Here is an 11,664-nt window from a genome sequence, read left to right as displayed (position 1 = left end):
AACTATTTTGATTCTTTTAATTTCTGCGCAAACCATTCAGAAGATATTTTTGCAACCTCTTCCAGCTTACCAGGCTCCTCAAAAAGATGCGAAGCTGAATACACGACTTTAATGGATTTTTCGCACGTCATTAACTCTGCTGCTTGTTCGTTAAGTTCTATGACTAAATTATCAAAACTACCTACGATGAACAACGTGGGAGATTTCACTGCGCTGAGTGCGCCCTCAGCAAGGTCAGGACGGCCTCCGCGTGAAACCACCGTAAAAATCTGTTTGCCTAATACAGCCGCAGCAACTAATGCTGCAGCTGCGCCAGTGCTAGCGCCAAAATAGCCAATTTTTAAATTAGCCGTACTGGGATTTTTTTGCACCCAATGGGACACTTGGATGAGGCGTTCTGCTAATAGGCCAATATTAAATCGTAAATGAGCCGTAACTTTATCGATTGCTTCTTCGTCTTCAGTCAGTAGGTCAAATAATAGTGTGCCAATTCCTGTGGATTGCAATATTGAGGCAACATAGCGGTTTCTCGCACTATGCCTGCTACTGCCGCTACCATGGGCAAATAAGACGATGCCTTCCGTGTTGTTCGGCAAAGAGAGCTCTCCTGTTAATATTACATTACCAGCGCTTATCTTAACCTCAGCTTTAAGAATCCTTTTTAATGTTGAGTTTGATTCGTTATGTAAAATCATAAAGTTATGCCTATCCAAGGTTTAATTTACATTCGTAATAGATTGCCTTGTCACAACAAAATTAAAGCTGACTTAATTGCAATAGATACTTCATTTGACCAGAGTCACTGGGATCTTCGCCAAACGAACGACCTGATTTGATGTTGAGCCCAATATGACATTGCCAATTAACCCCATACCCCTTGTTCCCATAATGATGCTATTGCAGCCATGTTCTTTGGCATAGCTAACAATATTGTTAGCTATGGACCCTTTGGATATGTTTTTGGTGTAACTCAGGCCTGCGTTCCTTAATAATCTACTGGCGGATCTAATCACTTTTTTTGATTGCTCATGTTGCGATTTTTCAACTAAATCCAAATCTATTAGCGGTAAATCTCCCATTGGAAGTATGTCTGGTTGAACATTAATCAAATGAATTTCTGCCCGCAGGCCTTCTTTAATCGAAGATATAGCATACTTAATTGCATGTTTAGAGTGACTGGAACCATCCACTGGAATAAGTATTGAGTGCATTTTTACCAACCCCTTTTAATATTTACTTTTGTTGAATGTAAAAACAGCAAGTTTATGCAAATTTTAAATTGGGCTTATAAACAGTTTTTGATTTTCATCAATTGCTTGAATGGTTCTGCAATTAAATTCACAAAATTAGAGTTAGAGGTTATTTATCTTTAGATTTTCTGATGTATTTTCTGTGGCAGCAAATATTTTTAAAAAGAAAGCTAAGTTTTTGATGCTTAATTTAGATAATCAACATTGGCTAGAGTCTATAGGAATCCAACAACAGCATCTGTCTGCTGGCGCTGAGGGGCTAACAAGTGCGGAGGCGAATGTTCGTATAGCAAGGTACGGTGAAAATATCATAAGCGTCATTAAAAAAAGTAGTTTGGTTTTGCAGTTTCTTTCACGCTTTAGAAATCCACTAGTCATTCTGTTGTTGGTAGCAAGTGCAGTTTCTGCATTTACAGCGGACCTAGTGAGCTTTGTCATTATTGTCTGTATGGTTGTATTTAGTGTGACGCTTGATTTTATTCAAGAGCATCGTGCAGAAAATGCGGCGCAGGCTTTGCGGCGCTCGGTGGCCGTAAAAGCAACTGTGCTTAGAGATCAGAATCTTACAGAGGTTAATGTCGAGTTGATTGTACCAGGCGATGTTGTGTTATTAAGTGCTGGTGACCTTGTACCTGCTGATGGACTAATTATTGAAGCGGATGATTTTTTTGTAAATCAGGCACTGTTAACGGGTGAGCCTTACCCTATAGAAAAGCATTCAACTAATAAAATAGAACCTGAAATTAATCAAGCGCCTCTTGAGTTAGATGCTGCAATCAATGTAGTCTTTGCTGGCACACATGTTGTGAGTGGTTCCGCAAAAATTTTGGTATGTGTAACAGGCTCACATACTGCACTGGGTGATATTTCCAGCGCATTGAATATCACTCCACCTCCTACGGCTTTCGAGCAAAGTGTTTACCGTTTCGGCATGTTGATTCTTAGGTTAACATTTTTTTTAGTATTGTTTGTGTTGTTGGTTATTCTGCTACAACACCGACCATGGCTTGAATCGTTCATGTTTGCATTGGCGCTTGCAGTAGGCCTCACGCCTGAGCTTCTTCCTATGATTATTACCGTGACGCTTTCTCGTGGAGCAATACGCATGAGTCACCAGCATGTCATTGTTAAGCGTCTTTCGGCTATTCATAACTTAGGTAGTATGGACATACTTTGTACCGACAAAACTGGCACTCTTACAGAGGCCAAGATACGTCTGGAGCGTCATCTTGATTACGCAGGTATGGATAGTGAACGTGTTTTGTTATGGGCTTATCTCAATAGTTTTTTTGAAACTGGCTTAAAAAGCCCTTTAGATGAGGCTATTTTGCGCCATGAGACATTGAATGTCAGCGCTTGGCAAAAACTCGATGAAGTACCGTTCGATTTTGAGCGAAGGCGAGTTTCTGTGCTGCTGTCAAATCAAAATGATCGTTTTCTGGTAGTAAAAGGCGCATGCGAAGATGTTTTGCATTTGTGTAATCGCTATGAGCTTTCATCAATGGAAATCTCATTGCTAGATGCAAATAAGTTGAGTAAGCTAAATTTACGTGCAGTTGAATTGGCGCAACAAGGATTTCGAGTGCTAGGTATTGCTTGGCGAAAGGTGGAGTCTGGGCACATGCATGCCAATGTTAGCGATGAGGCTGAACTTGTTTTCGCGGGATTTGCAGCATTTCTTGACCCGCCAAAGATTAGCGCTAGCAGTGCACTTGCTAAATTACAAAAAAGTGGAATCACTATCAAAATAGTTACTGGAGATAGCGAGCTGGTTACTCAGTATGTATGCAGGCAATTAGAACTGAACGTCAAAGGTGTTCTAACTGGAGCTGAGATAGTGCAAATGAGTGATGAGGCGCTACGAGCAAAGGTAAATAGCATCAATTTATTTTGCCGTGTGACGCCAGCACTCAAAAGTCGTGTGATAACAGCGCTCAAGCAACGTGGTCATGTCGTTGGATATTTGGGTGATGGCATTAATGATGCGCCAGCGCTGCATTTAGCTGATGTTAGTATTTCGGTAGATACTGCCGTTGATGTTGCAAAAGATGCAGCAGACCTCATCCTGCTAACGCATGATTTAAACGTATTGCATCAAGGCGTGGTTGAAGGGCGTCGTACCTTTGGCAACATTATGAAGTACGTCATGATGGGTACCAGTTCTAATTTCGGTAATATGTTCAGCATGGCTGGTGCGGCATTATTCTTGCCATTTTTACCAATGTTGCCAATACAAATATTGCTCAATAACCTGCTTTATGATCTTTCAGAAATCACCATTCCTTTTGACAATGTAGACACTGAGTATCTTAAAAAGCCAAGGCAGTGGGACATGAAATTCATACGTAATTTTATGTTGCTAGTTGGTCCCGTCAGCTCAATCTTCGATTTTCTGACATTCTATGTGATGTTGAATGTATTCAATGCAAAAGAAGGATTGTTCCGAACTGGCTGGTTTGTGGAGTCAATTGTGACGCAAGTGTTAGTCATCTTTATTATTCGTACGCGTCGTAATATCTTCAAAAGTAAGCCTAATAGTTGGCTTGTATATACATCTTTATTAATTGTCGGCGTAGCTATTACGCTGCCATTCACAAGCATAGGTGCATATTTTGGCTTTTCTCCTCTACCAATAAAGTTTTTCACCATTTTGTTAACCATGGGTATTGGCTACCTTGTGATGGTTGAATTTGTTAAGCGTTGGTTCTATCGAGTTTATAACAAGTCTAAATTTTAATATGTAAGGAGAGTCATCATGAAAGCGATGCTATTAAAGAAGCAAGGCCAACCTTTGGTTTATAAAGATGTGCCAGACCCTTTGCCAAAAGAAAATCAAGTGTTGCTTCGCGTTCTGTCTTGTGGCGTTTGTAGAACTGACCTGCATATTATTGACGGTGATCTTAAAAGCCCAAAAAAATCATTAATACCTGGTCATGAAATCGTTGGGGAAGTTATTGGTTTGGGCGTAAATGCAAATCAATTTTCAATTGGTGATCGCGTTGGCGTGCCTTGGTTAGGTTGGACATGTGGAGAATGTTATTACTGCCAAACTGATCGTGAAAACCTGTGTGATAAGGCACTATTTACTGGTTACCAATTAGATGGAGGTTTTGCGGAGATGGCGGTGGCGGATGAACGCTACTGCTTTTTAATGGATAGTCATTACTCCGATATTGAAGCTGCACCTTTGCTATGTGCGGGACTTATAGGCTATAGAGCTTTAATGTTGTCAGATGACGGGGAAAGACTTGGCATTTATGGGTTTGGTGCAGCCGCACACATTATTGCGCAAATTGCTACTCATGATGGCAGTGAGGTGTACGCCTTTACACAAGAAGGTGATATTCAAGCACAAGATTTCGCCAGACAATTAGGCGCTCTTTGGGTTGGATCTTCAAAGGATATGCCACCACAATTGCTGGATGCTGCCATAATTTTTGCGCCTGTAGGTGCTTTGGTGCCTTTGGCGTTAAAAGCAACCTCAAAAGGTGCCACAGTTGTTTGTGCAGGTATTCACATGTCAGATATTCCAAGCATTCCATATTCATTATTATGGGGGGAGAGGACACTGCGTAGTGTTGCAAATCTTACTCATGCTGATGGGCTTGCTTTTATGGCACTAGTCAGCAATTTTCCAATAAAAATCAGTAGTGTTGTTTACCCTCTTAGTCAGCTAACGAGGCGTTATCTGATCTTAGAGCTGGGAGGCTGAATGGGGCGGCAGTCTTAGTACCTGAGTTTTTATGATTATTGATATGAGTAATAGATTTTTTTTTAAAGCTGTAATGGTTATATAAACTAACTATTATTTACCTAATAAATCCCCCCTTATAATACATTGCACCTTGTCAGCCAGACTTATAAAGTGGCAGTCAAGGGTTGTGAATAGCTTGTGCCCATTGCATTTAACGAATGTAATGGTTAGTTATGAATTTTTTTAATCGCACATGGTATAGACAGATCTCTAACTTGATTAATTTTTGGTAAGGGTGATTGATGAAAAATAATTTATTTAATTTGAGTTTGATGTCATTTGCGATAGCTGGTTGCTTCACCTCTAATGTTTGGGCTGATGGTACGCAGGATGTTGCGCAACTTAAACAGCAGTTAGGCGAGTTGAATAATAGATATGAAGCACAAAGCGCAGCTTTGCAAGCACTGTCAAAAAGATTACAACAGTTAGAAAACCCTCAACAAGTTCAAGCAAGGCCGATGCATGCAGTGAATAAGACCGTTGTTGCTGATGACAATACGCAAAGTTCAGATGAAGAAAAGCAATCTACGCAAGGCAGCGGTGAACCTGTAATCAAAGAGGCGCCAGCATCTCGTAGTGCAGAAGCTGTTTATCGCGAGCAAAATGCATTGTTCAATAAAACATTTACGCTAGAAACTGGGCTTACTTACAGCCATTCAGATCGTCGTCAGTTGACCTTAGAAGGGTTCTTGGCGCTGGACTCTATTTTTCTTGGCAACATCAATCTTGACCATATCAAATCAGATGTTGTGCAATTTGATGTGACAGGACGATATGGCATCACGGACCGTTTGCAATTTGACTTTAACGCCCCATTCATATATCGGACCTCAACTTATGAGTCTGGTGGTGTGAATAATGCCAGCACAGTATTGGCTGAGCATGATGTAAGTAACTCATCTTTAGGTGACGTGAGTGCGGGGGCATATTATCGACTATTCCCAGAAACACCCTCAAGTCCAGATGTGGTTTGGAACGTGCGAGTCAAGGCGCCTACTGGTAAAGATCCATATGGAATTAAGTTCAGGGTTGTACCCGGGACTGGTGGGAACCTATCCGCCCCTGATGAATTGCCAACCGGTAACGGAGTATGGACACTTTCTACAGGATTTACATTCGTGAAGACCATAGATCCAGCAATTTTGTTTGCAAACGTTGGATATGCACACAACTTTACTCATGGTTTTGATGATATTAGTGGTGTACCTACTAATAAGATTGCAGGTGAAGTTGATTTAGGTGACTCTTATCAGCTAGGTGGTGGCTTAGCGTTCGCTTTAAATGACCGTATGAGTATGAGTATGTCATATGCGCATCGCTTCGCAGATAAGTCTAGAATTAAACAGAAAGGTCAATCGTGGCAGACTATCGTTGGAAGTGACTCAAGTTCTGGTTCACTTAACTTTGGCGTGACTTACGCTATGTCTGATAGGCTTTCTATGGTAACCAGCGTAGGTATGGGCGTAACGCCAGATGCGCCAGATGTGACTGTCGGGGTTAAGTTTCCTTATAATTTTTAATTGATACTTTGTTACCACATCCTTCGAGGAGATAAGAGGGTTTCAGAGGGTCGGCATAAGCTCTCTATATTTTGAAATGCCTCAAAATATAGTTGTTTTTTTTACTCAAGCTAGACAATTTGAAATGGTTATTGCGGTAGCATAATCAAGTACTCTGCTAAGGCAGTAACAGCATGATATGATTAGCATCGTGGCATGATATTTATGCTTATATAATAAAATACTACTGGACAGTTCATGTCACCAGTTGATGATAAAAAAGTATTACTCTAAAGGGGCGGCACAATGGCTACTAGTATGGTAACCAAGAAATCTGTTGCTAAAAAAGCAGATAATGCTGTGCATGACAATAGTTTTCCAGTTGTTTGCATAGGCGCCTCGGCTGGAGGTCTCGAAGCATTCGAACAGTTCTTTAAACATATGCCAATTGACAGTGGAATGGCTCTCGTTTTAATTCAGCATCTTGATCCAACTCACAGCAGTATTCTTAGTCAAATTTTGCAACGTTCAACCAATATGTCCGTGGTTGAAGCTCAAGATCAAATGGACGTTATCCCAAATCATATCTATGTAATTCCACCAAACCGTGATATGGCAATTTTTCATGGTAAGTTGCAAGTGAATGTTCCGAGTGAGTCTCGTAGCCAGCGCTTACCAATCGATATTTTTATGCGATCCTTGGCTGAAGATGTAGGGGAAAATGCAATCGGCATTGTGCTCTCCGGAAATGGCACTGATGGCACATTAGGGTTACGAGCCATCCTTGGCGCTGGCGGGGTATCTTTAGTGCAATCGCCAGATACAGCTAAATTTACGGGTATGCCTAGCAGTGCAATTCAAGCAGGCTATGCAACGCATATTCTGCCAGTAGAAGAGATGCCTAAAGTGCTGATGGGGGATTTACCTAGACTCTTTGCACATGATGACATCAAAACCAAGGTTGAGGGCAGCAGTATTAGTCATGTTTTAATGATGCTGCGTACTGCTCTAGGACATGATTTCTCAGAGTACAAAAAAACGACGATTACACGTCGTATTGAGCGGAGAATGTCTATTCACAATATTGAACGTGCAGACATGTATGCACGATATCTAAAAGAACATCCTGCAGAATTGCAATTGTTGTTTAAAGAGCTACTGATTAATGTGACGAGTTTTTTTCGTGATCCAGAAGTGTTTATTGAGCTAAAACGAAGTGTATTGCCTCAACTTTTAGAGGGTAAGCCTGACGATTATGTATTCCGTGTTTGGGTCGCAGGCTGCGCAACAGGTGAGGAAGCTTATACCATCGCCATATTGATGCGTGAGATCATGGAAGAAGCTCATAAAGAGTTTAAAACGCAGATATATGCAACAGATCTTGATGATGAGGCTATTGCCATAGCGCGCGCCGGCTTATATTTGCCGAATATCGCTCAGGATATTTCTCCAGAAAGACTACGCAGATTTTTTATCAAAGAAGAAAATGGATATCGAATAAAAAAAGAACTTCGTGAGATGGTCGTATTTGCCGTTCAAAACGTGATTAAAGACCCGCCGTTTACTAAGTTGGATTTACTAAGTTGCCGTAATTTGATGATTTATCTGGAGCCTGTTTTGCAAAACAGGCTTATTCCTGCGTTCCATTATTCATTAAAATCTGGGGGAGTGCTGATAGTTTCTCCGTCAGAGAGTATAGGTAACCATGCAGAGTTGTTTGATCCAATAAGTCGTAAGTTAAAGTTATATCGTGCCATTCATACCGATGTTTCTGTTAAAAAGTTGTTGCATAGCGGCTTGTCATGGGCGTCAAGCGGTGTAAATAGAACACCTGAGACAATAAGCAAGAAGCCTCGAGAGCTGAATGTTAGTGAGCTTGCGAAGCGCATTTTACTTCAAACTTATGCGCCAGCTTCGGTGGTGACTGATATGCAGGGCAATATTTTATATGTCCACGGTGACACAGGAAAATATCTGCGACCAGCTCCAGGACAGGCTACATTGAACGTCATTGAAATGGCTCGTGAGGGGCTACAGGCAGAGTTAAGAGCTGCTATTTTTCTGGCGGCAACGGACAGTCTTCCAACACTAAACAAAGAGTTATCTGTTAAAACAAACGGCAGCTTCACTGTAGTGAGTTTTAGTCTGCGCAAGCAAGCAAGTGCTGATATCACTGAAGGTGTGTTGCTGATTAGTTTTCAGGATGTTGCTGAAGAGCCAAACAAGAAAAAGCCCCGTTTACTTACCTCTGATACTACTGCTCAGCTTCGCATAATTGCGCTAGAGAAAGAGCTGGCCAATACTAAGGAAACTTTGCAGCTTATTATTGAGGCGCAGCAGGTAGCAGTTGAGGAGATGCTTTCCAGTAACGAGGAAATGCAATCTACCAATGAAGAAATGCAATCCACCAATGAAGAGCTCGAAACATCAAAAGAAGAGCTGCAATCAGTCAATGAGGAGTTGATTACGGTGAATGTGGAGTTGCAATCAAAAATAGAACAGTTATCTGACATGCAGAACGATATGAAGAATCTGTTGGATAACATCAATGTAGGCATTATTTTTCTTGATAGTCATATGCATATTCGTCGTTTTACACGTGAAGCTACCCGTGAATATCGACTAGCGCAGTCAGATGTAGGACGTCACTTTAGTGATATTAAAACAAATCTGATCAATGATGATTTGTTAACTCACGCGCAAAATGTGTTAGAAACTTTAATTTCATTTGAATGTGAAATGCGCGATATCAATGGTGCTTGGTGTCTTGCACGCATTCAGCCGTATCGAAGTTTGGATAATGTGATTGATGGCGTGGTGCTGACTTTCACTGACATCACTTCACGGCTTGAGTCAGTTGCAATGCATGAAGCATTAGAACTGGCTGAAAGTGTTGTAAATACAGTGCGTGAGCCATTAATTGTTCTTGATAGCACATTGAGTGTAGTTTCAGTTAGTCACTCGTTTTATCGTGTTTTCAAAGTGCATTCGGATGAAGTTATCAATCACTCAATTTTTGAATTAGGTAATAAACAGTGGGATATCCCTGAGTTACGCAAACTGTTAGATAACGTAGTAGTGAATGATGATGTATTTGACAGCTTTATTGTTGAACATGATTTTCCAATTGTTGGGCACCGCAAGATGCTGCTTAATGCTAGACGCATATCAAGTAAATTGGGGCATGCCCAATTAATTTTGTTGGCGATTGAGGTCGTGAATGTCTGACATTCCAGAAAACGGCAAAAAGAAACCATACCAGGCTCACGACTATAGACCTGAGGCTGAGCTACAGCTGAAACAACATCCTATTGCGGCTCCAGCAGATGGCATTACAGCCGAAGTAATACTGCATGAACTTCAAGTCCATCAAATTGAACTGGAAATGCAAAATGAAGAGTTACGGCAAGCGCAAGTCGCATTAGAAGTTTCACGAGATCGCTATCTAGATCTTTTTGAGTTTGCACCTATTGGATATTTCACCTTAACCGATAAAGGCTTGATTGCTGATGTTAACTTTGTTGGTGCAGAGCTTTTAGGCGTTGAACGGAAAAAATTACTGTCATTACCATTTTCCCGATTTGTGGCGCCTGAGAACAGTGACCAGTTTTACTTGCGACTTGCTAGCTTAGTTACTGTCGATATGAGGCAAAGCTTTGATATGCAAATCAAGCGCGCCGACTCAAGTTTATGTTACGTTCACGTAGATGCAATGAGAGTTTTGGCCGATGGCAAGACCTTAACTTTACGTATTACTCTGACAAATATTACCGAAAATAAACGTTTAGAAGAGTCGCTACGTGCAACGAAAGACTACTTGGATAGTTTAATTGAGCATGCTAATGGTCCAATTGTAGTTTGGGATTCTTCTTGCAGAATTGTTAAGGCTAATCAGACCGTGACTAAGTTAACTGGTTTAAGAGCCTTAGATTTAATTGGACGCCCAGTTCAGCAGTTGTTTAGTGAAGAGAGTGCAGAATATGTTTTAGATATGATTCAACGCACGACTCTAGGAGAGTGTTGGGAAGCGTTAGAGCTTACAGTTAAAAATGCAATAGGTGAGTTGCGTATCATTTCATGGAATACAGCAACGCTGTACCACTCAGATGGAAAAGACGTTCGAGTCGTCATTGCACAAGGTCAGGATATGACCGAACGTAAGCAGGCAGAGCAGGATTTACGTATTGCCGCCATTGCATTTCAAGCACAAGAGGGAATCATGGTAACGGATGTCAACTCGACGATTATTCGAGTCAATAATGCCTTTGCTAAGATGACTGGTTATAGTGTTGATGAGCTAATAGGAAAGCGTGCATCTATTCTTAACGCAGGTCTACACGACCATGAGTTTTTCAAGTCTATGTTTGAAACCATACTTAGTGATGGTTTTTGGCAAGGAGAAATATGGAGTAAGCGTAAAAGTGGTGAGGTATTTCCTGGTTTAATGACGATAACTCCTGTAACAAATCTTGATGGCTTTTCCAAAAATTATGTTGGAACGCTAGTAGATATTACCTTGCAGAAACAAGCTGAGAAAGTATTAATAGAGGCCCGTAAAGTTCTTGAAAGGCAGGTTGAAAAGATAGCTAAAGAGCTTACATCTATTAAAGGTGAGTCTGATGAAATGAATACCGCATTAAAAGTAATGATTAAAATGCGTCAGTCTGAAAATTCAGATGCTAAAAATTTGCTCACTATTGAGCTTAAGCAAGAAGTGTTGCCATTTCTACAAAGACTAAAAAGTGGAAATAAAGATACGAAGCAATTACGTTTAATCAATACGCTTGAGGCTAACTTACAAAGACTTATCTCAACTTATGGCAGCCCAACAAGCATTACATCGTCGTATAAATGCCTAACTCCTAAAGAAATTCAAGTCGCGACAATGGTGAGAGAGGGCTTCTCTACCAAAGTTATAGCATCTACGCTATCACTTTCACCTGAAACGGTTAGTATCCACAGAAAAAATATTCGCAAAAAACTAGGCTTAGATAGTCGCACTGAAAATCTACGTAGTTATCTCATTTCAAAAGAAGGATTGAGTTCTTAGCCTAATTTTAATCGCTAATTGACTTAACCTTTCCTATAAAATGGTTATATCTTATAACCATTCTCTACTACTTTATTTCACCTTTTATTCAATTGCTTACACACTTCACTT

7 protein-coding genes are annotated in these 11,664 nt (G+C 40.7%); 5 read left to right on the top strand and 2 right to left on the bottom strand.

The genetic code is table 11. From position 1 onward, the window contains the following. Positions 1-2: 2 nt before the first annotated feature. On the bottom strand, positions 3-596 hold the full coding sequence (locus PSU72_RS06885; protein ID WP_300431571.1) for a dienelactone hydrolase family protein: 594 nt from the start codon (positions 594-596) through the stop codon (positions 3-5). Between the two features lie 189 nt (positions 597-785). Next, the gene (locus PSU72_RS06880) at positions 786-1,211 is read right to left on the bottom strand and encodes a universal stress protein (protein ID WP_300431570.1); all 426 of its coding nucleotides are present in this window, start codon (positions 1,209-1,211) and stop codon (positions 786-788) included. 181 nt (positions 1,212-1,392) lie between these two features. On the opposite strand from PSU72_RS06880, the gene mgtA reads away from it, so the two are divergent. The 5 genes from mgtA (at position 1,393) to PSU72_RS06855 (ending at position 11,553) form a co-directional block, all read left to right on the top strand. Further along, positions 1,393-3,987 (top strand): magnesium-translocating P-type ATPase, encoded by a 2,595-nt coding sequence (gene mgtA, locus PSU72_RS06875; protein ID WP_300431569.1) that lies wholly within the window; start codon positions 1,393-1,395, stop codon positions 3,985-3,987. An 18-nt stretch (positions 3,988-4,005) separates the two neighbouring features. After that, positions 4,006-4,962: a zinc-dependent alcohol dehydrogenase family protein gene (locus tag PSU72_RS06870; RefSeq protein WP_300431568.1), complete on the top strand. Its 957-nt coding sequence runs from the start codon at positions 4,006-4,008 to the stop codon at positions 4,960-4,962. A 284-nt stretch (positions 4,963-5,246) separates the two neighbouring features. Next, positions 5,247-6,524, top strand: a complete 1,278-nt coding sequence (locus PSU72_RS06865) for a transporter (protein ID WP_300431567.1) — start codon at positions 5,247-5,249, stop codon at positions 6,522-6,524. A gap of 285 nt (positions 6,525-6,809) precedes the next feature. Beyond that, the gene (locus PSU72_RS06860; protein ID WP_300431566.1) at positions 6,810-9,731 is read left to right on the top strand and encodes a chemotaxis protein CheB; all 2,922 of its coding nucleotides are present in this window, start codon (positions 6,810-6,812) and stop codon (positions 9,729-9,731) included. After that, positions 9,724-11,553, top strand: a complete 1,830-nt coding sequence (locus tag PSU72_RS06855) for a PAS domain S-box protein (RefSeq protein WP_300431565.1) — start codon at positions 9,724-9,726, stop codon at positions 11,551-11,553. The genes PSU72_RS06860 and PSU72_RS06855 overlap by 8 nt, the downstream gene beginning before the upstream one ends. Positions 11,554-11,664: the final 111 nt, after the last annotated feature.

Origin of the sequence: Methylotenera sp., from assembly GCF_029945535.1 — a bacterium.
Lineage (GTDB): Bacteria > Pseudomonadota > Gammaproteobacteria > Burkholderiales > Methylophilaceae > Methylotenera.
This window is presented reverse-complemented; position numbering and strand designations above follow the sequence as displayed.

Bases quoted from the DNA above. Each gene is read 5' to 3' on its own strand.
- PSU72_RS06880 (WP_300431570.1), bottom strand. From the start codon at position 1,211: ATGCACTCAATACTTATTCCAGTGGATGGTTCCAGTCACTCTAAACAT.
- PSU72_RS06870 (WP_300431568.1), top strand. From the start codon at position 4,006: ATGAAAGCGATGCTATTAAAGAAGCAAGGCCAACCTTTGGTTTATAAA.
- PSU72_RS06865 (WP_300431567.1), top strand. From the start codon at position 5,247: ATGAAAAATAATTTATTTAATTTGAGTTTGATGTCATTTGCGATAGCT.
- PSU72_RS06860 (WP_300431566.1), top strand. From the start codon at position 6,810: ATGGCTACTAGTATGGTAACCAAGAAATCTGTTGCTAAAAAAGCAGAT.
- PSU72_RS06855 (WP_300431565.1), top strand. From the start codon at position 9,724: ATGTCTGACATTCCAGAAAACGGCAAAAAGAAACCATACCAGGCTCAC.